19 protein-coding genes are annotated in these 24,973 nt (G+C 51.0%); 7 read left to right on the top strand and 12 right to left on the bottom strand.

Annotation, left to right across the window (positions count from 1 at the left end):
* Positions 1-38 precede the first annotated feature (38 nt).
* From cmr4 to cas6, 4 genes are all read left to right on the top strand, one after another.
* Positions 39-944 (top strand): type III-B CRISPR module RAMP protein Cmr4, encoded by a 906-nt coding sequence (gene cmr4 / locus DBZ16_RS00755; RefSeq protein ID WP_107812578.1) that lies wholly within the window; start codon positions 39-41, stop codon positions 942-944.
* A 1-nt stretch (position 945) separates the two neighbouring features.
* Positions 946-1,326, top strand: a complete 381-nt coding sequence (cmr5, locus tag DBZ16_RS00750) for a type III-B CRISPR module-associated protein Cmr5 (RefSeq protein ID WP_107812577.1) — start codon at positions 946-948, stop codon at positions 1,324-1,326.
* Positions 1,323-2,441 carry a type III-B CRISPR module RAMP protein Cmr6 gene (cmr6, locus tag DBZ16_RS00745; protein ID WP_107812576.1) on the top strand — a complete coding sequence of 373 codons (1,119 nt, stop codon included), beginning with the start codon at positions 1,323-1,325 and terminating at the stop codon, positions 2,439-2,441. The genes cmr5 and cmr6 overlap by 4 nt, the downstream gene beginning before the upstream one ends.
* Positions 2,442-3,495: 1,054 nt before the next feature.
* Positions 3,496-4,458 (top strand): CRISPR system precrRNA processing endoribonuclease RAMP protein Cas6, encoded by a 963-nt coding sequence (cas6, locus tag DBZ16_RS00740; RefSeq protein ID WP_240600116.1) that lies wholly within the window; start codon positions 3,496-3,498, stop codon positions 4,456-4,458.
* Positions 4,459-5,209: 751 nt separating this feature from the next.
* Here cas6 and DBZ16_RS16225 read toward each other — a convergent pair.
* The 9 genes from DBZ16_RS16225 to rep all read right to left on the bottom strand — a co-directional run bounded on the left by DBZ16_RS16225 (position 5,210) and on the right by rep (position 18,201).
* A complete protein-coding gene (locus DBZ16_RS16225) occupies positions 5,210-8,500 on the bottom strand; it encodes a hypothetical protein (protein WP_240600114.1) in 3,291 nt (1,096 codons plus the stop codon).
* Between the two features lie 56 nt (positions 8,501-8,556).
* Positions 8,557-8,919, bottom strand: coding sequence for a hypothetical protein (locus DBZ16_RS16220; RefSeq protein ID WP_240600111.1), 363 nt, complete (start codon positions 8,917-8,919; stop codon positions 8,557-8,559).
* A complete protein-coding gene (gene csm6, locus DBZ16_RS16215) occupies positions 8,909-9,847 on the bottom strand; it encodes a CRISPR-associated ring nuclease Csm6 (protein ID WP_240600108.1) in 939 nt (312 codons plus the stop codon). The genes DBZ16_RS16220 and csm6 overlap by 11 nt, the downstream gene beginning before the upstream one ends.
* Complete coding sequence (csx16, locus tag DBZ16_RS00720) at positions 9,771-10,070, bottom strand: CRISPR-associated protein Csx16 (protein ID WP_107812575.1); 300 nt, start codon at positions 10,068-10,070, stop codon at positions 9,771-9,773. Before csx16 ends, csm6 begins: the two co-directional genes overlap by 77 nt.
* Before the next feature lie 441 nt (positions 10,071-10,511).
* Complete coding sequence (locus DBZ16_RS00715) at positions 10,512-12,419, bottom strand: ATP-binding cassette domain-containing protein (RefSeq protein ID WP_107812574.1); 1,908 nt, start codon at positions 12,417-12,419, stop codon at positions 10,512-10,514.
* Positions 12,420-12,667: 248 nt separating this feature from the next.
* On the bottom strand, positions 12,668-13,237 hold the full coding sequence (locus DBZ16_RS00710) for an RNA 2'-phosphotransferase (protein WP_107812573.1): 570 nt from the start codon (positions 13,235-13,237) through the stop codon (positions 12,668-12,670).
* A 63-nt stretch (positions 13,238-13,300) separates the two neighbouring features.
* Positions 13,301-14,776, bottom strand: a complete 1,476-nt coding sequence (gene trpE / locus DBZ16_RS00705) for an anthranilate synthase component I (RefSeq protein WP_107812572.1) — start codon at positions 14,774-14,776, stop codon at positions 13,301-13,303.
* A gap of 161 nt (positions 14,777-14,937) precedes the next feature.
* Positions 14,938-15,351: a hypothetical protein gene (locus tag DBZ16_RS00700; RefSeq protein ID WP_107812571.1), complete on the bottom strand. Its 414-nt coding sequence runs from the start codon at positions 15,349-15,351 to the stop codon at positions 14,938-14,940.
* Positions 15,352-16,200: 849 nt separating this feature from the next.
* Positions 16,201-18,201 carry a DNA helicase Rep gene (rep, locus tag DBZ16_RS00695; RefSeq protein ID WP_107812570.1) on the bottom strand — a complete coding sequence of 667 codons (2,001 nt, stop codon included), beginning with the start codon at positions 18,199-18,201 and terminating at the stop codon, positions 16,201-16,203.
* 173 nt (positions 18,202-18,374) lie between these two features.
* Between rep and cysT the strand changes: the two genes are divergently transcribed.
* The 3 genes from cysT (at position 18,375) to DBZ16_RS00680 (ending at position 21,405) form a co-directional block, all read left to right on the top strand.
* A complete protein-coding gene (cysT, locus tag DBZ16_RS00690) occupies positions 18,375-19,211 on the top strand; it encodes a sulfate ABC transporter permease subunit CysT (protein WP_107812569.1) in 837 nt (278 codons plus the stop codon).
* A 263-nt stretch (positions 19,212-19,474) separates the two neighbouring features.
* On the top strand, positions 19,475-20,335 hold the full coding sequence (gene cysW, locus DBZ16_RS00685) for a sulfate ABC transporter permease subunit CysW (protein ID WP_107812568.1): 861 nt from the start codon (positions 19,475-19,477) through the stop codon (positions 20,333-20,335).
* Positions 20,332-21,405 (top strand): sulfate/molybdate ABC transporter ATP-binding protein, encoded by a 1,074-nt coding sequence (locus DBZ16_RS00680; RefSeq protein WP_107812567.1) that lies wholly within the window; start codon positions 20,332-20,334, stop codon positions 21,403-21,405. Before cysW ends, DBZ16_RS00680 begins: the two co-directional genes overlap by 4 nt.
* Positions 21,406-21,483: 78 nt before the next feature.
* On the opposite strand, the gene DBZ16_RS00675 is transcribed toward DBZ16_RS00680, so the two are convergent.
* The 3 genes from DBZ16_RS00675 to DBZ16_RS00665 all read right to left on the bottom strand — a co-directional run bounded on the left by DBZ16_RS00675 (position 21,484) and on the right by DBZ16_RS00665 (position 24,970).
* On the bottom strand, positions 21,484-22,602 hold the full coding sequence (locus DBZ16_RS00675) for a hypothetical protein (protein WP_107812566.1): 1,119 nt from the start codon (positions 22,600-22,602) through the stop codon (positions 21,484-21,486).
* A 247-nt stretch (positions 22,603-22,849) separates the two neighbouring features.
* Complete coding sequence (gene recD, locus DBZ16_RS00670; protein WP_107812565.1) at positions 22,850-24,607, bottom strand: exodeoxyribonuclease V subunit alpha; 1,758 nt, start codon at positions 24,605-24,607, stop codon at positions 22,850-22,852.
* 69 nt (positions 24,608-24,676) lie between these two features.
* Positions 24,677-24,970 carry a chaperone modulator CbpM gene (locus DBZ16_RS00665; protein ID WP_009312947.1) on the bottom strand — a complete coding sequence of 98 codons (294 nt, stop codon included), beginning with the start codon at positions 24,968-24,970 and terminating at the stop codon, positions 24,677-24,679.
* Between the last annotated feature and the right edge of the window lie 3 nt (positions 24,971-24,973).

Genomic DNA, 24,973 nt, shown 5'->3' with positions numbered 1-24,973 from the left:
GACAACCTATTTCACATTTAAAAAACAAGGAAACCAAAATGAACACCCGAATTTTTCACCTACATGCCTTATCCGCCCTCCACGTCGGTACAGGTCAAGGCATCGGCGCAGTCGATTTGCCCATCGCCCGCAGCCGCGCCACCAATCTGCCGCTAGTTCCCGGCAGCGCGCTCAAAGGCGTATTGCGTGATGAAGCCAAAGAAAAATGGCATATCAGCGAAGACGACATTCAAGCCCTGTTTGGCGCAGACAGCCAAGCCGATAAAGAAAATATTCATGCCGGCGCCGCCGCCTTTGGCGATGCACATCTATTGCTGCTTCCGATCCGCTCGTTTGCAGGAACCGTCGCCTTTGCCACTTGCCCCTTTATCCTGCAACGTTATGCGCGCGATGTACGCGGGTTGCAGCCGGAAAGCCCCAAAGTACCCGTTTTAAAAGATAGCGCATCCGTACCGGACAACACCGTATTGCGCGTTTCAGGCAGCCAAATCGCGCTGGAAGATTTGGACATCGGCAGCGAAACCAGTACCGAAGCCAAACAATGGGCAGAACACATTGCCGCCGCCGTTTACCCCGAAAACACCGCAGACTACCAAGCATGGCGCGAACAGCTCTGCCAACGCTTCATTATCCTGCCCGACAGCACATTCTCCTTCTTAGCCGATACCGCAACCGAAATCCGCATGCGCATCAGAATCGACCGCGAAACGCGCATTGTCAAAGAGGGCGCACTCTGGTCGGAAGAAAACCTGCCTGCCGAAAGCGTGTTGTACGGCATTTTAGCCATTGACAAATCGCGCCACAGCCGCAACGCCAAAAGCGCAGACGAACTCTCCGCATTGATTCCCGCAGGCGAAACCCAAATCCAGATTGGCGGCAAACATACAGTCGGACGCGGCCTGTGTCGTCTCGTACTTTCAGACGACCTGACAAAAGGGGAATAACATGCCACACATCCGCTCGCAAAAATACGCCCAACGCGCATTAGGCTTGATTCAAAGAGTCAAAGAGAAAAACGAAAAAGTCAAAGAATACCGCACGCTTGCGCTGAATTTCCCCACCATGATCCTGCAATCCGGGCTTGCCCAAGCCATCGGCTTTTTACAAGCCAAAGGCAAAGAAGAACACCTGCTCCTACTGGCGCACATTGCCGAATTGTTGGAAGAAAACGAAAACAAAGACAGCCTTCACAAAAAAATCTTAGAAGCAGACTTATCGCATTACCAACTCCTCACGCGCAAAGCCATAGAAGCCGCCTCCAGCCTCAAACGCTACACCCAAGCCCTGCTGCCCAAACCCAAAGACGAACAAGGGGGACAATCATGACCATATACCTGATGCGGGAAAGCCTGAAAAAACTCATTCCAGATGACCTGAAAGACGCACACGCCGGTTTGCTCATGCAGCGCGGCCTGACCAAATGGGACAAAGACGACAAACAAGCCAAAGCAGAGCTGATTCAAAAAATCGTCAAAATTCCCGCGCCCAAAAAAGACAGTCTGTACGCACTCGCCTTCACACGCTGGGTGCAGGCCACTTCCGATACCGGCCGCTTCGCCACACTTGCCGCCGGCATTTCAGGCAGGCTCTATACAGGCCTAAACAGCGCAGGCACACTGGAAACAGGCATCAGCACCCACCACACCTACGGCATGCCCCTCATCGCAGGCTCATCCGTCAAAGGCATCGCCCGCAGCCATGCCGAAAGCCTCGGACTGGATAAAGCCCATCTGACCGTATTATTCGGCGACGACAGCGACTCAGGCAGCCTCAAAGCAGGCGCACTCGTTTGGCACGACGCATGGTTCATCCCCGCCAACACGCCGCCCTTTGCCGCAGAAATCATCACCACCCACCACCAAGACTACTACAACGGCAAACAACCCGAAGCCGACGAAATGGAATCCCCCATTCCCAATCAGCAAATCGCCACACAAGGCAGCTTCTATTTCGTCATCGAAAGCGCACCGGGCGCGCAGGCATGGGCAGCATACGCCCAAAACCTCCTGCTTCAAGCTCTGCAGACACAAGGCGCAGGCAGCAAAACCGCATCCGGCTACGGCTATTTCACAGAAGCAGCCGAAGAAGCACAACGAAGCATCCGCAACATTCAAGATGCACAGAACCAAGCCCTGGCCGCGCAACAAAAAGCCGCCGAGCTTGCCGCCATGCCCGCGCATCAACAGTTTATCCAAACATGGGAAGCTCGTTTTGCAGAGCAAACGAGCTTAAGCGTAAACAATCATGAGCACACAAAACTCTATGAAGAGTGGAAAACAGATTTGGAATCTGTTACTGATAACTCCGTTTACAGCGCCGTCGAAAAAGCCGAAATCGCCAAGTTAGTCGATAAGATAAGAAAGGAACACAAAAACTGGTTGTCCAACAAAAAACGCAAAGATGCTTTAACTGACATCTTGGCGAAGCTGAGCGGCGAATAGATTTTCGTTTTTATCGAAGCACTAGCTTTTCAGACGACCTAAAGCCGCAAAACAGTTAAAAAGCGTTGTCGAATGCAAAGCGCACGGCTATAATCCGCCTCACAAGTTTTCCGACGGATAGCGAAAAGTCTGTCTTTCGGCTGCTCTTTTCAGTTAAGGTTTTATTAAATAATGTCTTTGTTGGTTAAGGAAAAATGCTAACTTTTCTTAACTGTATAGAAGATTGAAAATAATGAAATTTTTTGACCGCGTGCAGTCGGAAGACTTGCCCCACGAATCGGGGTTTCAATTTTTTCAGACGACCTCAAGCCGCAAAACAGTTAAAAAGCGTTGTCGAATGCAAAGCACACGGCTATAATCTGCATCACAAGTTTTCCGACGGATAGCAAAAAGTCTGTCTTTCGGCTGCCCTTTTCAGTTAAGATTTTATTAAATAATGTTTTTGATGGTTAAGGGAAAACCCTAACTTTTCTTAACCATATAAGAGCCTGAAAATAATAAAATTTTTTAACCGAGCGCAGTCGGAAGGCTTGCCCCACCAATCGGGGATTAAGACTTGAGCGAGGTACTCTTTGTACAGCTCTTCCATGTCGGCAGACTTGCCCCACGAATCGGGGATTAAGACGCAACCCGGTCATAACCATAAAAGCCAAATTTCAGTCGGAAGACTTGCCCCACGAATCGGGGATTAAGACGTTTTAAATTCAACTGGATATGTTGCGATGTTAAGTCGGAAGACTTGCCCCACTAATCGGGGATTAAGACTATACAATGTTCCGTATTTAGGCTATTTAGTTTCGGTCGGAAGACTTGCCCCATTCATCGGGGTTTCAATCTTTTCAGACGACCTCAAGCCCGGGTCGTCTGAAAACGCAGGTCGGATTCTTGAATCCGACAAATATTCCGACGTTTCTACATAGCAAAACAGCCTTGATATTGCATCAAGGCTGTTTTTGTTGGCGGAGGGTTTGTGTGAGTTCGGGGTTGCCTGAAGGGGCGGGATGGTTGGAATCTGCTCTATTTCACATTTTCAGGTCGTCTGAAACGCCGTATCATGCCATTTTTTATTTGTCTGTCTGCCATGAATCCGCTTAATCTTCCCACAGAATTACCCATAGCCCGTTATCGTTTGCATTTCACGCTGACGCATGATTTGCAGCTTCCGTCTTATGCGGCTTCGACCTTGCGCGGGGTGTTCGGGCATGCGCTTTTAGCTGCCGCGTGTACCTGCGACACGCCCCAAACGCCGCATCTTCCCGATTGCCCCTACGCGCAGATTTTCGAGCCGGCGCCTTGTGCCGACTTGCCCGGCAGTGTGCGCCAAAGTCCGCCGCCGCCGTATTTGATCGAAACGCCGCTGGTTGCGCCCACGCATTTTCCGGCGGGCGCGGGGTATGCGTTTAATTTGGTGTTGTTCGGCAGGGCGCGGCATAGCCTGGCTTTGATTGCCGCAGTATTTGCCCAGGCTTTTGCCAAAGGGTTGGGGGCAAACAATGCGGGCAAGGGCGAATTGAGCGACATTGCGGTACAGCAGGCGGACGGCAGTTTCCTGACGATCAGCGAACGCGGCAGCCCGATCGCGCTGCACGACAACCATATCAGGCCGCCCGAACGTTATCCCACCCAAGCGCATATTCAGCTGCTGACGCCTCTGCGTATTCAGCAAAAAGGCAGGATTTTGCGGGAAACCGAGCTGACGCAGGCGGTTTTCCTGCGCCAGCTCCTGCGCCGCTATCTGACACTTGCCCATCTGCACTGGGGCAATCATGCCAACGCTGCCGAGCTGTCCGCCCAAATCGGCGGACAAGGCGTCCCGCCCCGGCTTTCATGGCACGAACACCGCCGTTTTTCCAACCGTCAAAAGCAGATTACGCCCCTTAGCGGCGCAATCGGCACATGGCAACTGACCAACCTTTCGCCCTCCTTTTCGCAAATGCTGTATATCGGGCAATGGCTGCACTTAGGCAAAGAAACCGTATTCGGCAACGGGCAATACCGCATTATCCAAGCCGCTTGAACATACCTCCGACGCAAAAACAGCCTTGATGGAACGAACCATCAAGGCTGTTTGATTTTTATCCCCGATCAGTGGGGCAGGTCTTTCGATATTTTCAGACGACCTAGGCTTGAGGTCGTCTGAAAAGCTTTAAGCATGATACGTGGGGCAAGTCTTCCGACCTCAACAGGTTTTAAAACTGTTTTCTCAGAATATATCTTAATCCCCAATTCGTGGGGCAAGTCTTCCGACGTAAATAATTTTAACAGCCTTTTATGGAGATAATCGTCTTAATCCCCGATTAGTGGGGCAGGTCTCCCGACGTGCAAGTTTATGCTGATAAACTAAGGAAGTACGTCTTAATCCCCGATTAATGGGGCAAGTCTTCCGACATGTAGTACATGATAAAACCTCCTTTCATAAAGAGTCTTAATCCCCGATTAGTGGGGCAACTCTTCCAACTTCAACAGTACGGTGCAATGCGTATTGTTAGCTTGTCTTAATCCCCGATTCGTGGGGCAAGTCTTCCGACTGCACTTGGTTAAAAAATTTCATTATTTTCAATCTTCTATATGGTTAAGAAAAGTTAGCATTTTTCCTTAGCCAACAAAGACATTATTTAATAAAACCTTAACTGAAAAGAGCAGCCGAAAGACAGACTTTTTGCCATCCGTCGGAAAACTTGTGTTTCGGATTATAGCCGTCTGCTTTGCATTTCACAATGTTTTTTAACGTTTTCAGACGACGTTTCCATGGTCAAGAGTCTTCGATGTCAGCTTGTCAGGGCTTTCAGCGCTTCTTTGTCGCGGGCGATGATGATCTGGATGTTTTTGGCGGCGCAGTTGCGCTCGAATTCTGTCCATTTTTGTTTTTTACTTTCGTCTTTTTGGTGATCATTCTGGATTTTGGGCGACAGAATCAGGACGCGGCGCACTTTGCCCATGTTGAGGCTTTGGTCGATCACTTGCCTTAGCGGGTCTGCCAGCTTGCTTTTGGAGCTTAAATCGGATTTGAGTTCGCAAAAAATCAGTTGGTTTTTACGGAACAGCAAAATGTCGGTTTCGTTGCCCTGACTTTCTCCTCGTATCAGTTGCAAACCTGTCTCCAGTTCTTCGTCTTTCACGCCGTTTTCTTTCAACCATGTGTAAATGAGTTGTTCAAACCAGTCACCGCTTATCCATTTTCTCCAGTAGTTGAGAGTTTTTTTATTGTATTTGACGGGTAGGATCAGTCCTTTTTCGTCCAGGCGGATCTGTCCTTGCAGGTCAATCAGGTTGATCAGCTTTTCAAGGAAGGGTTTGAGTTCGTCGGGTTGTGCAAGCCCGAACTCTTGCCATTCGAGCAGGATTTCTTTTTGGTCTTCGGGATATTTTTTTGTCCATGCTTTTTCCAATACGGGCATAACGGCGGGGAAGAGATTGCCGTTTTCAGGCTGCTGCATGCTTTGGGCGGCAAAACGCATTTGGGCAAGGGGCAGGCTGTCGGGATGTTCGATAATGGGGTTGGGGCTGTGTTTTTTGATTTCGTCGGCGTAGAGTTTCAAGCTGTCGCGCAGGGAGAATTGATTGGATAGGACGATTTCGCCCAGAAATGCCAGGTTGTCGGGATTGAGGCGGTCTATGTGGATTTGGTTGCTGTCGCGTTGGAAGGCTTGGTAGTGCAGCTCCTGCCATATGCCGGTTTGGGCGGCAAGCAGCTGGGACAGGATTTTTGTGCCACCTGTGATGTTGAGTATGGCGTTGTTTGCAATGTGGTGTTCGGCGCAGTAGGCTTTGAAGACGGTGTCGAGCCACATTTGGATTTCTTCGGTTCGTTCGCCGATGAGTTGGCTGTCGCTTTGAAAGCCGATTTCGTGGATTTTGCCGTTAAATTGTTCGCTTTGCTCCAGCGTGTTTTTGAAACGGGTGTGTGCGTTTTTACCGGCTATCCAGCCGGTGACGATGAGATGGACGTTTTGGGGCTGTAAATCGAGGCAGGCGCGCCACAGGTGGATAAGCTGCCATGGGTGTCCTGCTTCGCTTTGCCAGTGGGCTTGATTGTCCAAATAGTTTTTTTGCGCGGATGCGGTTTGCTGCGGATAGACGGAAAACAGGCGCAATAAGGCATGATGGGTAAAGCGGCCGTTTAGGTTGCTTGAAAACTTTCGGGCGGCTTTGTTTAGGTCGCTACTGAAAGCGGAGGTGACGAGCGGCTGAATGTTTTCCCATGTTTCGCCTGCGTCCAGGGCGTTGTGCAGCCGGTAAAGGTTGGTTTGCCGGATGTCTTTTTGTGCTTCTGCGGGATCGGATAGTTTTTCAAATGTTTCAACTGCTTGGGCAAAAAAAGATGCGGCGGCTTGGTGTTCGCCTAAGAAGGCGTGTATCTGCCCCATACCCGATAGAAGCCTGCCGTATTGCTGCCTGCCGACGGCGATTTCAGGCAGTTTGAGCGCGTGTTGTAGAATTTGTTTGGCGTAGTCGAATTCGTATATGTTGGTGATGGCTACTGCCAGACGGTTGTATACCTGTGCGACTTCGGGGGCGGCTTCGTGTTTCAGTTGGTTGCCCAAATCAAGCAGGCTTTGTATGGCTTCCAGACTCATTCTGCCTCGATGGTTGTCGGCGGCAAGCCGGGCTGCTTGAAAACGCAGCTGTAATAGCGGCGGCAGTTTGTTGTCTGCCGGGGCGTAGGTTTGCAGCCAGCCTAAGATTTCATCTAGGGCTTGGGGATGGTAGTCTTTTTCGTTTAGGCGATGGCGGACTGTCTGTAGGTAGTTTTGCCAGATTTCGGACTGTGTTCGACAGCGTTCGCCCAATTGCTGCATGGCTTCGCGCAACAGGCTGTGTTCGGGTTCGCCAGACAGGGCGCAGACCGCTTGAAACCAGTCGTGCGGCGACAGGGCAGTTTTGCCGTCGAGTGCGGCATAAATGCGTTCTAAATCGCCGCTTTCCGGGGTAAGGAAACAATGCCCTTTGAATTTGGCTTTTGTCAAACGTTGTGCGGCAGACGAGCCGCCCCAGCAGTGCGCCAGTGCATCAACATGGGCAAGATAGGGGTGTTTGCCTTTGGGGGCGATTTCCAGCGACAGGAGTAGTTGGCTGAAGCGGGCTTCGTCTATGCTTTGCAATTCGCTTAACAGCAGTTGTTTTAAAACCTCCAAGTCAGTATCGGCATTAAAGCTGCCGCGTTGTTCGATAAACACGCGAACTTGCTTGCTGCCTTCGTTGGGTAACGGCAGCAGGCGTAAGACAAGTTGCAGTAAACGGTAAACACCGCTAAACCAGCGCGGGCGGTTGAATGAAAGCGGGTCTTTGGCAGTAATGCCCAATACGCCTACTGACTGAGAGAGAATGTTATTGATGACTTTGTCCAGCAGCTCGGGCTTTTCTTCGGCAGCGTGGAATGTTTCGGGCAGTCTGTCCAATTCGGCTTTGCCTTCTGGAATGGCAAGCGCAACATAGCGTCCTAAGCTGTAGTCATCGATGGATAAATCCTCCGCTTGCTCAAATTCCATGCCTGTTTCGTCAATGACGATTTCCCAGTTGGAATGTTGGGTCAGGTGGCGCAGGCTGTTGGGATGATGTTGGGTAAATTGGGGTGGTCGTACCAGGCAGCCTTGTGTGGGCGTGAAGGATTTTCTCTTGTCTTTATTCTTGTTGAGCTTGTCCAGTTTGATGGCTAAGTGTTTTTTGATGCGTTGGCTTAGTTCGGGACGGGCTTGTTGCTCATTAAACCAAGTGTTTAGAGCTGTCGAATCGTCTTTTCTGAATAAGATTTCTAATTCTTGCGTCAGCTGATAGGCGTATTCGCCCTGTTTCTTGTTTTTTTGAGCGGAGTGTGACAATTCAGTACCACGCTGTGCCGCAAGGTAGAGCAGTTCGTTTACTTTTTCTTGATAGTCTTTGTTGTCTAAGCCCCAGGCGGCGAATTTGAATATTTCAAACAATAGTGTGGAGTCTGTCATGTCACCGGACGGGTTTCTCGACTGTTTGGTTTGTATTTGTTGAGTGTTGTGTTGTTGCCAATCGGGAATGGTGGAGGCCAGTTGCTCGGCAGTGCAAAGGGCAATGATGGTTTGGGACATGTAAGACTCCATGTAAAAGTGGAAATAGGGCTGGCAGCTTAAAAAATGATTTTTTGTTACCCTACAATTTCAATTTTTTCGACCGGCATTTTTAAATAATATGTAGGCGTTGTTTTGCGCGTACCTGTGCTAAATACGCCGTATTGTTCTGCAACGTATTCTGAAAAGTTTTCCGTTAAGATGGTGCGGAGTTTGGAAGGTAGTTCGCGCAAACTTTGCAATGCGCTATTGCGTGCCTGCTCTAACAGCTCTTGACGATTCGGAGCATTTTTGAGAGACGGTTCGTTGATTTGCATGATGTCCCAATAGCATGTTTGAAAATCATCCAGTTCAGGATATACGCCAAGTTGCCATTTGTTGTTTTTAATGTTGTCATAGCAGGTTGCTTGGTTTATCAGCTTGATGCTTTTATTTTGCAAATGAAACCGCGCTAATGCGGCATAGGCAAAAAAAGTAGCGTTTGTCGGCTATTTTAATTGGTTTGTCCTGCCCAAGTTGAATGGTGCAATTTTTGATATTTAAAATGATGCGGTCAGCTTTTAAATTGTTTTGTAAGAGCTGTACTGCTTCGGAGTAGCTCACATTATTTTGCGCCAAATTTGCCAAACCGTAACTCATGCGTACAAACGGAATTTCTGCCTGCATTACTTTGGCTTCACGAGTGTTAATGGTTTCGGTGCAATTTGGGTCGTACGGTTTTTTGGAAATATAGTTGTCGTAATGGGTCGGATAGAAAAAAAGCGGATTATTTTCAAATCCTTCGGTAACTAAAACATGCGACAGCTTATCCTGCGGACGTCCAAACAACGACAGCGCATAGCCGATATAAAATCCCATGGACTTTCGTCCGCCTGCAATGGAGACGTGCAGCTCGGCCTTATCATCGGCGCATTGTTGGCGGATAAAATTCACAATCATATCTGCTGCTAAATTGTTTTCTTCAGGTGTGCGGATATCACTCAGTTTTTCTCCGTCGGCATCGTGGATAACATGGATATTCCGTTCGCCGAACTGAATTTCAGGCAGCTTGTAATCTTTGCAAAGACGTGTGAAAAAGCCGTCTTCCCCAAGCAAATTACGAACGATATTGTTGTAGCCGGTTTGTGTGGTCAGTACAAAAATTTCATCAGGCAGCCAATTTTGCTGCGTATACAGGGCATAGACGGTTTCGGTCAAAATTTGCGGTGACATGCCTGTAACGGCGATTAAGATTTTGCGTTTTTGTCTCATTGCATTTTCTGGATCAATGTTTTTCAGGAAGCTTGAAGTTTTATTCGGAGATTTTTTTGACTTCAAACCGTTGTAAAGTTGCGCCTGCTGCAGACATAGCTGCAACAGTATGTTCATTGCCGCGTTCGGCAAATTGCTGAGGCAGCGTTAAAAAATAAAACTTAGCACCACGACTGCACACTTCCGCAGCCAAATGCAAAGGCAGCGTTCCTAACACCACATCGCCCGCTTGAATTTGTGTTGTATCTAGATGTGGGGTGAATTCATCGATTTGCCATTGCGATTGTTGCTTTATCCATTCGATTGCGCCAGAGTGACGCGAGATGAAGTAGGTAGTCATATGTTCTCCCTTTTAATCAAGATGCTTATTTTAATGTAAAGAATAGGGCTTGGGTAAGAGACAAATTTGCGTAGAAGTTAATAAAAATAAAATATAAACAGATAAAAAACGCTCTAAACCAAGGGGGTTTGTTTGTACACATACTACTGATTGCGGACTAGGTAGCTTCAATTCCCCCCCACCTCCACCAAACCTATAGTGGATTAAATTTAAATCAGGACAAGGCGACGAAGCTGCAGACAGTACAAATAGTACGGCAAGGCGAGGCAACGCCGTACTGGTTTAAATTTAATCCACTATAATTTTCAGCAGTATTCTGTAAGATATATAAAGCTCTGAAACATAAATGTTTCAGAGCTTTTTTATTGCCTTGTGTGTATTGATTGAAGCTTTGGGGATGTCTATAAAAAGCTGTTATAGCCTAAAACGGTTGGTATCAAATCAGACCACTTCACCGTTTTGCTTCGCTTCCAAAAGCTCCCAGCGTTCCAATTTTTCCAAAAGCAGTGTTTCGATTTCTTCGGCACGGTTTTGCAATGCGCCGGCTTTTTCGTAATCTTTGAAAATTTCAGGATCGGAAAGTTGCGCGTTGATTTCCGCCTGTTCGGTTTCCAAGGCGGCGATTTCGTCGGGCAGGGCGTCGAGTTCGCGTTGTTCTTTGTAGGAAAGTTTAACCGTGCGGTTGGCTTTGGGTTTGGCTTTTTCCGGTTCTGCGGTTGTTTTCGGCGCGGAGGTCGTCTGAATTTTCTCTTCGCGTGATTTTGCGTCGATATAGTCCTGATAGCCGCCGATGTATTCTTTCAGACGACCTTGTCCTTCGAAAACAATGCTTTGGGTAATCACGTTATCAAGGAACATACGGTCGTGCGAGACGAGGAATACCGTGCCTTGGTAATCGCGCAGCAGGTCTTCGAGCAGCTCTTGGGTGTCGATGTCCAAGTCGTTGGTGGGTTCGTCCAAGACCAGGATATTGGCAGGGCGGGTAAAGAGTTTTGCCAGCAGGAGGCGGTTGCGTTCGCCGCCGGAGAGTGATGAAACAGGGCTTTGCGCGCGGGCAGGGTGGAACAGGAAATCTTCCAGATAGCTCATGACGTGTTTTTTCTTGCCGCCGACTTCGACGTAATCGTTGCCTTGGCCGAGCGTGTAAAACACGGTGTCGTTTTCGTTCAGCGCGCTGCGGAATTGGTCGAAATAGGCGACTTCCTGCTTGCTGCCGATGCGGATTCTGCCGTAGGTCGGCTGCAATTCGCCCAAAATCAGCTTGAGGAAGGTGGTTTTGCCGATGCCGTTTGGGCCGATTAAGCCGATTTTGTCACCGCGCTGCAAGATGGCGGAAAATTTGTCCATGATGACTTTGTCGCCGTAGGCAAACGAGGCGTGTTCAAGCTCGGCGATGATTTTGCCGCTTTTCTCGCCGCTGTCGAGCTTGAAGTTGACCTGTCCCTGCACGTTGCGGCGTTCGGCGCGCTGACGGCGCAGTTCTTCCAAACGGCGCACGCGTCCTTCGTTGCGGGTGCGGCGTGCTTCGATGCCTTTGCGTATCCACGCTTCTTCTTGCGCGTGGAATTTGTCGAAGAGGCGGTTGTGTTCCGCTTCAACCGCCAATTCCTGCGCTTTTTTTTCACTGTATTTGGAGAACGAGCCGGGATAGGAACGCAAAATGCCGCGGTCGAGTTCGACGATGCGCGTAGCGATGTTGTCCAGAAAACGGCGGTCGTGGGTAATCACAACCAAGCTGCCTTCAAACGCTTTGAGTAGATTTTCCAGCCAGATAATCGCGTCGATGTCCAAATGGTTGGTCGGTTCGTCCAGCAGTAATACGTCGGGCTTCTGCACCCAAGCCTGCGCCAAGGCAACACGCTTTTTCTGCCCACCGGAGAGGTTGCCGATTTTTTCGTTTTCCGGCAAACCGAGTTCGCCCAAAGTCTGCTTTACTGCCGCATCCAGCTTCCAGCCGTCCTTCGCTTCGATTTCAAGCTGTAATTCGTTGAGTTCTCTTAATAAAACGTCGTCTGAATTGTGTTCTAAATCATGGCTGACGCGGTGGTAACGGCGCAGCAGATCGCGGATTTCGCCCAAGCCTTCGGCGACGGTGTCGAATACGGTGGCTTCCTTGTCGAAAAACGATTCCTGCGGCACATAAACGATTTTGAGGTTGTTTTGAACGATGATCTGCCCGTCGTCGAGCTTCTGTACGCCGGCGAGGATTTTCAGAAACGAAGACTTACCCGCGCCGTTGCGGCCGATTAAGCCGATTTTTTCGCCGCTGTCGAGTTGGAAGGAAGTTTTGTCGAGCAGGGCGACATGGCCGACGGCAAAGGAAGCGTTTTCTACGGATAAGATGTTCATAAGGAAATAGGGAAAAATAAAATCAAGTCGTGTATTTTAACTGATTTTAAAAAGCTCTGTGATAGGTACGAAGAGAGATGGATAGAACTAAAGAATATTGAGAAACTTGAATCAATCCATATAATTTAACATAATATACATTATACGAATTAATATACTGAGCAATAAGTCATTACACAAACAAAATCCGCCCCTATTATATGGACGGATTTTTCTAAGCATCAATGAAAGGAAAACTCAAACTAAATTCACAACTTGGCAATAAACTTCGACGGAACGTTTTCAGTCAACCAAACGCCGTTGTCTGCGAGGTAAAACTGATGACTGTCGGCAAGCATGGCGGCGGTGTCGATGGTCAACACGACGGGTTTGCCATGTCGGGAACCGACTTTGATTGCAGTTTCGATATCTGCCGAAAGATGGACGAAATGGCGTGAACCTGCATGCAGCCCCTGACCAAATATCGACTGCACCGATTTTTCCGCTGTGCCGTGATATAGGATATCAGGCGGTGTCGTTGCGCAATACTGGATTTCAACCTGTTTTGTGGAGTGTCCTTGCGCGGCACGAATACGCTTGCCGTCTTCTGATACGGTAAACCGTTTTTTATCATTTTTTTCAACGATTTCCATTAAATTATCATACGTCAATGCAACGCCGGTAAAGTTGTGCTTGGGGTGATTTGCTTGTGCCAACAGGATATCAATATCCACCCAGCCGTTTTTGTCCAAAGTGATTCCGATTTGTTCGGGTCTGTGACGTAAGATAAGGCTGAGGAATTTGCTGACGGATTTTTGTTGTTTTTCGTTTAATTTCATTGGTCTTTTTCTTTCTTTTAAGTATTTTCAGACGACCTTTCCTCTTTAAAGGTCGTCTGAACTTTATTTATCCAGCCCTTCCTGCACCATTTGTGCCGCTCTAACCACTGCTCGGGCTTTGTTCTGCGTTTCCTGCCATTCGGAGGTCGGGTCGGAGTCGGCGACGATGCCTGCGCCGCTTTGGACGTATAGCGTGTTGTTTTTCACTACGGCGGTGCGGATGGCGATTGCCAAGTCCATGTCGTTGTTGAAACCCCAGACGCCGACGGCGCCGCCGTAGATGCCGCGTTTGCTCGGTTCGACTTCTTCGATGATTTCCATGGCGCGGACTTTGGGTGCGCCGGAGAGTGTACCGGCGGGGAACGTGGCGGCGAGGATGTCCATGTTGGTAACGCCCTCTTTCAGACGACCTTCAACGTTGGAAACGATGTGCATCACATGGGAGTATTTTTCAATCACCATTTTGTCGGTTACTTTGACTTCGCCCGTTTTGCTGATGCGGCCGACGTCGTTGCGTCCTAAATCGATAAGCATGACGTGTTCGGCGATTTCTTTGGCGTCGCTTAATAAATCCTGCTCGTTGGCAAGGTCTTCGGCAGGGGTTTTGCCGCGCAGGCGCGTGCCGGCGATGGGGCGGACGATGACGTCGTCGCGTTCGCGTCGGACGAGGATTTCGGGCGAGGAACCGACGATGTGGAAATCGCCGAAATCGTAATAAAAGAGGTAAGGCGAAGGGTTGAGCGTGCGCAGGGCGCGGTAGAGGGCGAGCGGGCTGTCGGTGAATTCCATGCTCATGCGCTGGCTGGGGACGACCTGCATACAGTCGCCTGCGAAGATGTAGTCTTTGATTTTGTTGACGCAGGCTTTGAACGGCTCTTCGCCGAATTCGCTGACGGCTTCGGTGTGTTTACTGCCGAGCGAGAGCGGGATGGCGCAGCTTTGGCGCAGCTGGGTGCGGATGTCTTCGAGGCGTTCGCGGGCGCGTTCGTAGCCGTCGGGCTGCGAGGGATCGGCGTAAACGATGAGGTAAATTTTGCCGCTTAAATTGTCGATCACCGCCAATTCTTGCGACAGCATCAGCAAGATGTCGGGCGTACCGAGCGGGTCGGCTTTGGCGGTATTTTTCAGGCGGTGGGCGAAGTGTTCGAAATTGTAGATAGTTTCGTAACCGAAGTAGCCGACCAATCCGCCGGTAAAGCGCGGCAGGCTTGGGATTTCGGGCGTTTTGAAGCGGTTGTGGAAGGCTTCGATAAAGGGCAGCGGGTTGCCGTCGTGTTGTTCGACGATTTCGCCGTTTTGATAAACATCGACGTGTTTGCCGCCGGCTTTGAGATAGTGGCTGCACGGCAGGCCGATAAAGGAATAGCGGCCGAAACGTTCGCCGCCGACAACGGATTCGAGCAGGTAGGTATAGGGGCGGTTGGCGAGTTTGAGATAGAGGGAAAGCGGCGTATCCAAGTCGGCAAGGAGTTCTTGAACGAGCGGGATGCGGTTGTAGCCTTGGGCGGCTTGGGCTTGGTATTCTTGTTTGCTGATCATTTTGATTCCGTTTGTCGGGTATTTTTCAGACGACCTTATCCGAGTAAAAACCGGTCGAATTATCCGAAAAGTATAGCAGTTTATCGATAGCGTTGACAGTATGCGGGTCGTCTGAAAAAGCAAAACGCCGTTTGAGGTTAACGGCGTTTTAGGTTTGGATTTCAGGCGCGCGGAGCGGTGGAATGGCGTTTTTTAGCCTGCTTCCATTTGAACGAATAGCCGAGCGCTACCGGAATGAGGGACAGGATGAATTTAAATGTCCAGCTTGCGTACCAAGGTTTGGTTACGATAATAGCCTCCCCTCCGGATGCTGGAACGACGATGTCTTTGATGGCATACCAATCCAAATAAGGCCACCAACACATTACCAAGCTGCCTAAAAACAGCGGCCAGATATTGCGGCTCAAATTAATCTGCCACAGGCGAAAACACACAACTGCCCATAACAGCGTCAAACCGGTAATCAGGAAGATGGTGTAAGTATCTGCGCCGAGAAAGGCGGCGATGAAATAAGTCAGCACCACCCAAATAACGGCAAGGACAAGGACAATGATTTCTTCAGGACGTTTGAACATTTCAGCGCTTCTCCAAAGCAATGTCGCATCATACGGTTTAAGGCGGGCTGACAATCGGCGGCGCGGGAATATTTAGGGATAACATATAAAACGTCGCTTCCGCGCCGGTCAGCCTGCCTGAAAGTCTGTTCAGGCGATACTATACCCGAAACGAAATAGTTTGAATATGCTACTTATTGGTAGGACAGGCGTTTCAGACGACCTTCAAATCGTTGGAAAAAGGTCGTCTGAAAACCGATACCCTTTGATACCCTTAAAGCCATTTTCAGACGACCTCTTTAAGACCTCAAAAATACGCATGACGCAAAAATGGCCTTGATGGGATGAACCATCAAGGCTGTTTGATTTTTATCCCCGATAGGTGGGGCAAGTCTTCCGACTCAATGAGTTTAAACAGTAAACCTCTTGTAACCGTGTCTTAATCCCCGATTAGTGGGGCAAGTCTTCCGACATGCGTGATGAAGCATTGGAGTTGGTAAATACCGTCTTAATCCCCGATTAGTGGGGCAAGTCTTCCGACTGCACTCAGTTAAAAAATTCTATTATTTTCAATCTTCTATACAGTTAAGAAAGGTTAGTATTTTTTCTTAACCAACAAAGACATTATTTAATAAAACCTTAACTGAAAAGAGCAGCCGAAAGACAGACTTTTCGCTATCCGTCGGAAAACTTGTAATGCGGATTATAGCCATGTATTTTACATTCGACAACGCTGCTTTTGAATTATTGAGGCTGACACAGATTTGTTGTCCTTTCAGGCTGACAGGAGGAATCCGGAACACTTCAAATTAAAGAAGCGTACCATGTGCAACTTATTTCAGACGACCTTTTGCTTGTCCATCTCTCGTTTCAGCCCTTCCCTTTCGCCGCCAACATATCCAGCATCCCCGCCAGATGACTTCTGCCCTCTTCCTTGCTCACAATCGGTTCGCCGCCTTTGCGCCCTAAAATCTTGATGTCTTCCTGCGGCATTTCGTCTATGAAGCGGCTGGGTTCGGGGAACTGCCATGTGCCTTGTTTTTTGCGTTTGACGCAGTGGGTCAGCGTAAGCTGGCGTTTGGCGCGGGTGATGCCGACGTACATCAGGCGGCGTTCTTCTTCGACGTTGTCTTCTTCGATGCTGTCGTTGTGCGGCAGGATGCCCTCTTCGCAGCCGACGAGGAAAACGTAGGGGTATTCCAAGCCTTTGGAGGCGTGCAGGGTCGAGAGTTTGACGGCATCGACTTCTTCTTCGCTTTTGCCTTCCAAAAGCGTCATTAAGGCGACGGTTTGGGCGAGTTCGATGATGTTTTTGCCGTCTTGCTCGCCTTTGCGCTCCAACCAGCCGGTCAGGTCGCTGACGTTGCGCCATTTGATTTCGCCGGCTTTGCCCTCTTCGCTGGCAAGCAGGTGGTTTTCGTAGTCGATTTCTTTGAGCAGGCCGTTGATGAGTTCGCCCGCTTCACTGGTTTCGGCTTTGGCGCGGTAGCTGCCGAACATATCCATAAAGGCTTGCAGGTGTTGGCGGTTGGTATTGTTCAGCAAAGCAAGGGCTTCTTCGTTTTGCGCGGCTTCATACAGGCTGCATTCGTGTTCGTGCGCGTAGGTGTTGAGTTTGCCGAGCGTTACATCGCCGATGCCGCGTTTGGGCGTGGTAACAGCGCGCAGGAAGGCGGGATCGTCGTTGGGGTTGGCAAGCAGGCGCAAATAGGACAAAACATCTTTGATTTCGGCTTTGTCAAAAAAACTCTGCCCGCCGGAGAGTTGGTAGGGAACGCGCGCGCTGCGCAAGGCTTCTTCAAAAATCCGCGCCTGATGGTTGCCGCGGTATAACACGGCGAAATCGGCGTATTGGGTTTTATCGCCACCGACCAGCTTCTGCTTGACGATTTGGCTGACGACCCAGTCGGCTTCGTGTTGTTCATTTTGGCAGGCAACGACTTTGACGATTTCGCCTTCGCCGAACTGCGACCAAAGTTTTTTGGTGAACAGCTTGGGGTTGTTTTCGATGACTTTGTTGGCGATTTTGAGAATCCGTGCGGTGGAGCGGTAGTTTTGCTCCAGCTTGATGACTTTCATCTGCGGATAGTCTTCCTGCATTTTGCGCAGGTTTTCCATGTTTGCGCCGCGCCATGCGTAGATGGACTGGTCGTCGTCGCCGACGGCGGTAAACATGCCTTCCGCGCCGGTCAAGAGCTTCATCAGCGTAAATTGGCAGGTGTTGGTGTCCTGACATTCGTCAACCAACAGATAACGCAGCCGCCGCTGCCATTTGTTGCGCACTTCGCTGTTTTGCTGCAACAGCACGGCGGGCAGGCGGATTAAGTCGTCGAAGTCCACCGCCTGATAGCTTTGCAGGGTTTCCTGATAGCTCGCATACACGCGCGCGATTTGTTCTTCCCAAGCGTTGGAGGTCGTCTGAAGCACGTCTTCGGGCGTTTTCAAATCGTTTTTCCACAGGGAAATCTGATGCTGCGCTTTGAATAAGGCTTCTTTTCCCGTACCGCCCAAAAGTTCGCCGATGATTTTCGCGCTGTCGGTGGAATCGAGGATGGAGAAGTTTTTTTTGTAACCGATATGGTTCGCCTCTTCACGCAGAATCTTCATGCCTAAAGAGTGGAACGTGCAAATCGTCAGCCCGCGCGTTTGCGATTTGGGCAGCATTTTGGCAACGCGCTCCTGCATTTCCGTGGCGGCTTTGTTGGTGAAGGTAATCGCGGCGACGGTATGCGGCAGATAGCCGACGTTGACAATCAAATGTTTGATTTTTTGCGTAATCACGCCGGTTTTACCGCTGCCGGCGCCGGCAAGCACGAGCAGGGGGCCGCCGAGGTATTTGACGGCGGCTTGCTGTTGGGGGTTGAGTTTCATGGAAATGCAGACGAACCAAAAAGAGGCGCAGATTATAACAGGTCGTCTGAAAGCCCCAAACGACAATCCAACATATATAACAAAATCATCTTTATACCAAACAAACCATTCTTTCCTTTTTTCAGACGACCCCGTTAAAGTGGCAGCATCTTCTTTTTCCCTTCCGACCGACCATGTTACTACTCAAAACCCCCAGCGTACTGCCCGGCTTCAAAATCAGCCTCGGCCTGACCGTATTGTGCCTGTCGCTTCTGGTGGTTTTGCCGTTTGCGATGATGGCGGCGAAGGCGGCGGAAATCGGCTGGGGCGGCTTTTGGAATACGATTGCCGAGCCGAACGTGTTGGCGGCGGTATGGCTGAGTTTGCGGATGTCGTTTTATGCGATGCTGACCAATGTCGTGTTCGGCACGCTGGTGGCGTGGGTGTTGGTGCGCTATGAATTTCCTCTCAAGGGGCTGGTGAACGCGCTGGTCGATTTGCCGTTTGCGCTGCCGACGGCGGTTACGGGCATCGCGTTGGCGACCCTATATGCACCCAACGGTTGGATAGGCCGCTTTTTCGAGCCTTTGGGCATCAAAATCGCGTTTACGCCCGTCGGCATTTGGATTGCGCTGGTTGTCGTCAGCCTACCCTTTATCGTCCGCGCCGTGCAGCCGGTATTGGAGGAATTGTCGGGCGAATATGAGGAAGCGGCGGCGACTTTGGGCGCAAACCGCTTCACGACGTTCCGCCGCGTACTGCTGCCGGAAATCACGCCGGCGCTCTTAACCGGCGCGGGCATGATGTTCGCGCGGGCAACGGGGGAATACGGCTCGGTAATTTTTATCGCGGGCAACATTCCGATGGTTTCCGAAATCCTGCCGCTGATTATTACGGGCAAGCTGGAACAGTTCGACGTACAAGGCGCGTCGGCGGTGGCGTTGTTTATGCTGCTGGTTTCGTTTGTGATTTTGTTTGCGCTGAACGTGATGCAGTGGGCGTTGAGCAGGCGTTCGGAGGCGAAGGGTTGAGGAGTCGTCTGAAAATCTGAACTACGCTGTTGCCGTCATTCCCGCGCAGGCGGGAATCCACCGCACGGCAACAGAAAAACCAAAAATAAATAAGGCAGCCGAACTTTACCGATGGATTCCCGCCTGCGCGGGAATGACGGCAGCTAGACGCTTTTTACTCCCTTAATAAATAAAAGGTCGTCTGAAAACGAATCCGCCCCCAAAAACACAGTTTTTCAGACGACCTCCAAACATCTTAAAACCAACCAGAGAACACCACCGCCATGAAACCCTATTCCATCAATCCCAACCTGACCGAACCGCGCTGGCTGCGCGTGTTGCTGACCGCTGTCGCGCTGGGGTTCTTACTGCTGATGCTGGTCGTACCGCTTGTCGCCGTGTTTTACGAAGCGCTGAAAGGCGGTTGGGATTTGTACCTGCAATCCCTTACCGATCCCGAAGCGTGGGCGGCGATCAAGCTCACCCTGATTACCGCCGCGGTGGTCGTTCCCGTCAATGCCGTCTTGGGCGTGGCGATGGCGTGGCTGCTGACCCGTTTCGACTTCCGCGGCAAGCAGTTGCTGACCACCCTGCTCGATTTGCCGTTTTCCGTATCGCCCGTGGTTGCCGGTTTGATGTTCGTCTTATTGTTCGGCGCGCACACGGCATTGGGCGGCTGGCTGGAAGCGCAAGGCATACAGATTATCTTCGCCATCCCCGGCATTATTCTGGCAACGCTGTTTGTTACCTTCCCCTTTGTCGCGCGCGAAATCATCCCGCTGATGCAGGCACAGGGCGACAGCGAAGAACAGGCCGCCCTGATTCTCGGCGCAAGCGGCTGGCAGATGTTTTGGCGCGTTACCCTGCCCAACATCAAATGGGCGCTGCTCTACGGCATCATCCTCACCAACGCCCGCGCGATGGGCGAATTCGGCGCGGTCAGCGTGGTATCGGGACACATACGCGGCGAAACCAACACCATCCCGCTTTTGGTCGAAATCTTCTACAACGAATACAACTTCACCGGCGCATTCGCCCTCTCCGGCGTATTGGCACTTTTAGCACTGGCGACGCTGGCGGTGCAGAACATCATCACAAAATTACAAGATAAAAAACTCGCCGCCGCCGAAAGGAACGCAGCATGAGCATCACCATCCAAAACTTAAACAAACACTTCGGCAATTTCCACGCGCTGAAAAACATCAACCTCAACGTCCCCACCGGCAAACTCGTTTCCCTGCTCGGCCCTTCCGGCTGCGGCAAAACCACGCTCCTGCGCATCATTGCCGGACTGGAAAACGCCGACGGCGGCAATATCCTGTTTGACGGGCAAGACGTAACCGCCAAACACGTGCGCGAACGCAAAGTCGGTTTCGTGTTCCAACACTACGCCCTCTTCCGCCACATGAACGTGTTTGACAACGTCGCTTTCGGTTTGACCGTATTGCCCAAGTCCGAACGCCCGTCCAAAGAACAAATCCGCACCAAAGTCGAAGAATTGCTCAAACTCGTGCAGCTCTCCCACCTCGCCAAATCCTATCCGCACCAACTCTCCGGCGGCCAACGCCAACGCATCGCCCTCGCCCGCGCCCTCGCCGTCGAACCCAAACTCCTGCTCCTGGACGAACCCTTCGGCGCGCTGGATGCCAAAGTGCGCAAAGAATTGCGTACCTGGCTGCGCGACATCCATCACAACCTAGGCGTAACCAGCATTCTGGTGACGCACGACCAAGAAGAAGCCCTCGAAGTTTCCGACGAAATCGTCGTTATGAACCACGGTAAAATCGAACAAACCGGCAGCGCCGAAGCCATCTACTGCAAACCTGAAAACGCCTTCGTAACCGAATTTCTCGGCGAAACCGACGCCTTCGAAGGCAGAATCGAAAAAGGCATCTGGCACTACAACGGCTTTGCGTGGAAATTGGACGCGCACTACAAATGGCAGGAACAAACCGCCACCGGCTACATCCGCCCGCACGAATGGCAGATCGCCGCTGAAAACGAAACGCCGATGATCCGCGCCGAAATCGAAAAAATCCACGCCGTCGGCGCACTGACGCACGTTGTGGTGAAATACGGCAAACAGGACGTACATATCACGCTGGCAGGCAGCGACGCGTCAAGGCTGGACTTGTCTGTAGGGCGGGAATTGGCATTGGTGCCGAAACAGGTTTATGTGTTCTCACAGAACGAGTTGATTGAATATTCGATTTGATGGAGGAGAAAAGCAAAGGTCGTCTGAAAACAGGTTTTCAGACGACCTTTTATTGCACAAAGCTTTTATCCAAACGGCTTAGAATTTATATTCCACCTGACCGCGCAAGACGTTTACGTCTTGTTTAGTGGTGCCGGCAGTCGGGGTAACTTGTTTACCTGCCAGGTAAAAGCCTGATACTTTCCAATTTTTCCAAGGAATATAAGCTGCGCCGATTTGTACGCCTTGTACGTTTTTGCTGTAATCCTCGGCCGAAGATACACCCGAAAGTGCGCCGACTCTTCGGTAGTTCAGGAAGGCATCGTAGGAGTTGCGGACTTTCCAGTCGGCAAGTTTATAGCGGACTTCGGTGAACACGCCGTCGTTTTTGATTTTTTGTCCTGCGTCGTTATAAGCTTTGATGTTGGACTTGCTGACCGCCGCCATCCAACGCCAATCGTCGTTGAATTTAACATCCGTGCCGATTTCGCCGAAGACGGCATTTTTCTTCGTGCCGCGTACGTCTATGTCTTTCATGTAGCTGACGGTTGCACCGACGTTGATGTTTTCGTTAACCGGCAGGCTGCTTTGAATGGCGGCAAAATGTTTGCGGCGGCCGCCTATGCCCCATGCGTTGTCGTTGAGGCTACCGGTAAAGCGACCTGCGTAGATTTTGGTGGGCAGGATTTTGTTGTCAAAGAAGATTTCGCCGCCGGTTACTGCGGTATCCCAAACGCGGCCGTAGGAGGAGAATGCGCCGAATTTACCTGCACGGGCTTTGATGCCTTCGGTAATCGTACCTTCGACGTAGAGTTTGTTTACCGGAACATCGTGGTCGCCGTTGAATTTACCGGTTTTCAAGTCGATGTTGGGTTCGATTTGGGTAACCAGTTTCCAGTCTTTGTAAAGCTTGGCGCGCAACCAGAATTCGGCGTTGAAATTGGTGTTGGAGGCTTTGGGCGTGGGATTGGTGCTGCTGTTGTTGGCATTGATGTCTTTGGTGTCGGCACGGACGCGGAATGAGCCGTTTACAGTCAGCAAATCGTTGAAAATACTGATTTTGTCTTCGTCTTTGCGGATGACGCTGCCTGAATTGACGTAATCGCTTGTCGTCGCCAACGCGGCGGCATCGCGCTCAGCGTCGGCGGTTTCTGCAAATGCGAAAGATGATGCTGCCAAGGCAGCGCATACAACGGCAAAGTTTTTTTGGATGTTCATGCCAAGCTCCGATTGAGTAGTAAAAGGTATTTTTAATGAAAAATTCCCAATCAATATTTGTTAGGAATTTACTAATTTTTGTAATCGAATGGCTTCAATCCTATGAAAGACGGCACAACCCGTCAAGAAGATTTAGAGTATTATGCTTAATTCCAAACGCTGATTTTGACGCATATCAATAGAAAAAGGTCGTCTGAAAACTTCCGGCAGTATCCGTTCCGTTGTCAGACGACCTTTAGGGTTTTATTCAAGCTTTCGATCCGAACATGGTATCCAAGATTTCGCCCAATGCCGTGCGGCGGGCTTTGCGCGTTTCCACTGATAGCCGCCATTGTTCTTCATTTCCCCAAAAGACAAAGCGTTCGCGTGCGCGGGTGATGGCGGTGTAGAGCAGCGCGTTATTCAAGCCCGACAGCGCGTCATCTCCACCCTGCTCTATTTTCCCCGAAGGCGGCAGCAGCCAGACTTCCCGATATTCCGAACCTTGGCTTTTATGCACAGTCATGGCGAACGCGGAATCAAATTGCGGCAGGCGGCTGATGGCGATTTTTTTGAAACCGTCCGCATTCGGGAAATACGCAGCCAAGCCGTTTGCCGATTCCGCGTCGGGCATAATCAGCCCGATGTCGCCGTTAAACACTTCCAGCGTATAGTCGTTGCGCGCAATCATGATGATTTGCCCCGCAAACCACGGCGTATCGACGCCCGCCCGATGTTTACGTTGCAGATAACGGCAATATTCTTCGTTGAACGCATCCGCATCCTGCCGCCATGCCGCCAAAACAACCACATCCGCCGCGTGTCCGAACGCCAGCGCCACGTCGTTTTTATCGACTGCCTGCCAGAATTTTTCATGTTTGCGGTAAAGCAGCTCCGCCTGCTGTTTCAGACGACCCTCGAGGATTTCCAGCTCGTCAGGGAACAAGGCAAACTGCGCCCAACCTTCCCTGCTCTTGCCCGACACCACCGCCCTTGCCAAACAACCGATGCCACTGTCTGCGCCGAAACGGTGGCTGACCGTCAGTTGCGCGACATTTTGCGACAAAGCCGGCGGATTTTCTTCCACTGGGAAACCGTGTTCCGGCAGATAAATACTCAGCTGCTCCGCCGTGTCCTTATCCAAAACCGTTCGTCTCGACAACGCCGCCAATACCGCGCCGATGCCGACTGAAGGCAGTTGGAACTCGTCGCCCAAAAAAATCACGCGGCAGCCTGACGGAATCGCACGCAGCAAGTGAAGCAGCAAGGAAACATCCAGCATCGAAGCCTCATCCACCACCAACACATCCAAAGGCAGCGGACGGTTACCGTCAAACGCAGGCAGCATTTGCGGCGGGCGCAGTTTCAAAAGGCGGTGAACCGTCTGCCCTTCCAACGCGGACAAATGATTGCGCACCGCATCCGGCATCTCGAAACCGTCCACCGCCCGATGCAGCGCACGCGCCATATGCGCCGCCGCCTTGCCCGTCGGAGCCGCCAGCGCGATACGCGGCAGGCGCGTGGCAGAGTTGGTGCAAATCAGCCCCAAAAGTTTCGCCACCGTCGTCGTCTTGCCCGTACCCGGCCCGCCCGTAATCAGCATAAACGCCTGAAGCAAAGCAAGCCCCGCCGCATCCCGCTGCCCTTCGCTTCCTTTATCGGCAAACCAGCAAGACAAGTTTTGCGACGCACTCATCCAATCCACAGGCTCGACTTCCGCTTGCGCCAAACGCTTGATTTCAGCCGCCAAATCATGCTCGAGCTGCCACATCCGCCCCAAAAACAACTTTTTGCCCCGCAACACCAACGGCGATGCACCCTGCCCGACCGTCGGTGCCAATCCCGCCAATTCCTGCGCCTCGCCCTCATCCAGCCAAACAAACGAATGCCCGTTCTGCAAAGCCGTAAACAGCCGCAACACATACGGCGCCAGCACCGCAGCATCCTCCGGTACGCAACGCTCCAGCAAACGCCCCGCTGCTTGAGCGGCGGCAAGGTTCAAATCATCGGCAGTATTCTCAGCCATCATCGTTTCCCATATTGAAAAAAGGTCGTCTGAAAACTGTTTTTCAGACGGCCTTTCTTTTGTTGACCGCTATTTACCTTCATCCAGCAGGGATAAGGGCTGCTGTGCCTTGCGCAATTCTTCCACTTCGTCCAACAGGCGCATAATCAGGCCGAGCGCAGGAATGCCGGCATCGAAGTCGCGGCTCAGGCGCTGGGCGCGACGGATGCGGGCGAGTTGGAAGCCGCTGTACAAAGTTTGTTCCGGCCTGCCGTTTACGCTGATGATTTCTTCCTCTATCAGCTCCAGCAGCCAATCACGGCGGCAGCGGCTGGCAGCAAGGATTTCTTCGAAAGTCAGGGTAATGTCGGTGTGTTGCGTCATGGT

The sequence above is a fragment of the Neisseria sicca genome (genome assembly GCF_003044565.1).
GTDB lineage: Bacteria > Pseudomonadota > Gammaproteobacteria > Burkholderiales > Neisseriaceae > Neisseria > Neisseria sicca_A.
This window is presented reverse-complemented; position numbering and strand designations above follow the sequence as displayed.